This is a genomic window from Desulfovermiculus halophilus DSM 18834, from assembly GCF_000620765.1.
Taxonomy (GTDB): domain Bacteria; phylum Desulfobacterota; class Desulfovibrionia; order Desulfovibrionales; family Desulfothermaceae; genus Desulfovermiculus; species Desulfovermiculus halophilus.
On record NZ_JIAK01000067.1, the window covers coordinates 1 to 1,548 of the forward strand.

Consider the following 1,548-nt stretch of genomic DNA (forward strand, 5'->3'; position numbering starts at 1 on the left):
ACTCAACTTTCGGCGTAACTTTATTGCATTCAACAAGCTAAGATCTTTGACATAATTCCTTATTTAGGCCGAAAAAGTCGATTGCTGTCCCGAATATGGCGGAAATTAGGGCCTGGTAGATTTCCTCTACAAAGTCACCTGCTGCCTGTAGCTTGGCTATGGCTAGCTCGAGAATGCGCTGCAAGGCCATCATAAAGCTGAGGTCTTTCATTTCCTCGCAACAGGCCCGAAACAAGGCCCCGAATGTCCGGGGATCATCTTGACGACGCTGCTCCAAGGCCAAGAACATGTAGCGGACCATGACAATGGAAGTATGGGCGATCTGGCTATCGAAGTCCCTGGTCTGGATGCCTTTTTCTAGGCCAAGATGCTGCTTGCTCATCTTGAAGAAGACCTCGATGTCCCAGCGTTTCCCGTAGAGCCTGACCACCTCTTCATCCGGCAGATGGATATCGGTGGTCAAAATTGCCAACCAATCCTTCTTCCGGCGGTCCCGGACAAAGACGATTTTGGCTGGGCTTCCATCTTTCATAGTCACCAAAGCACTGGCCAGCAGCTTTGCCCGGCCTGGGCGCTTTTTGAGAAGACGATAAATGCCGTCCACAGTTCGGCGCTTGCCCTTGAAAAAATACAGGATTTTGGGCGTTTTTTTGATCATGCCGACTACGTGGATATGCTTTCTGAGCTTGGCTACGGTGGCAGGCATGGTAAACCAACTGTCCATGAGCAGGTAATTGGCCCGAACGCCCATGCTCAGGATTCTTTGTATCATCGGCTCCAAAAGGTCAGTTGCTTTACTTTGAGCTTCTATCCGGCGTTTGTATCCACATGATCTTTTGTCCATCTTTTTGGTTACTTCCTGCAATCTATTCTTCTTTTTGGCAGAAGATAATAGGGCAAAGTCCAAAGGCAGAAAGCTCGCTCCGTCTGACCAGCAAACAGAAAGGAATCGAAAGCCCTTGAGAAATCTATGATCGGCATGATCATAGACCCTGGCTAAAAGTTCAACCATTTTTGACCTTGGCCTTTCAAGGGTAGAATCATCAACGATTAAGACCTTCTCTCTTTGTTTACTGGTCAATTTTTCAAAGAACAGGATAATCTGGACAGCAAGGCAAAGAATAAACTTCCGCCAGTTAAATGTTTCACGTTTTAAAAAATCATAAACGGCATCTTTACCAAATTCTATATCTTTGTTGTCAATAACGTCATGGTAAAAATCTTTTCCAAAGAAAGAGACTGCGAAAAGTGTAAAAAATATATCTTTTGCTGCAAAACCCTTAGCTTTACGTATTCGACATCTGTTCAAAATCGTCGCTATATTAAATGAGGAGAAGAAATGGTCAATGCGATTGGCCTTGCACTCATCAACTTGACCCTCATGGATAAAATCTTTAGCCTGCATTTGGATCCTTTCTCCTTTTTTGTGTTTTTGTTGCGTCGTAACGACATTATACACAAAGAGAAAGGATCCTTCAATAAAAAATATCTCAAAACATCAATTAGTTGAAGGCAGCAAGGAATCTATCTTTAGCCCCGAAAGTTGAA

Annotated in this window: 1 protein-coding gene; it reads right to left on the reverse strand. The window is 44.1% G+C overall.

Annotated features, from left to right (window positions below):
• Window positions 1-37: 37 nt before the first annotated feature.
• Window positions 38-1,405 carry an IS4 family transposase gene (locus N902_RS0114290; protein ID WP_034623078.1) on the reverse strand — a complete coding sequence of 456 codons (1,368 nt, stop codon included), beginning with the start codon at window positions 1,403-1,405 and terminating at the stop codon, window positions 38-40.
• Window positions 1,406-1,548: the final 143 nt, after the last annotated feature.

Coding starts and splice junctions, on each gene's coding strand:
- N902_RS0114290 (WP_034623078.1), bottom strand. CDS start 1,405: ATGCAGGCTAAAGATTTTATCCATGAGGGTCAAGTTGATGAGTGCAAG.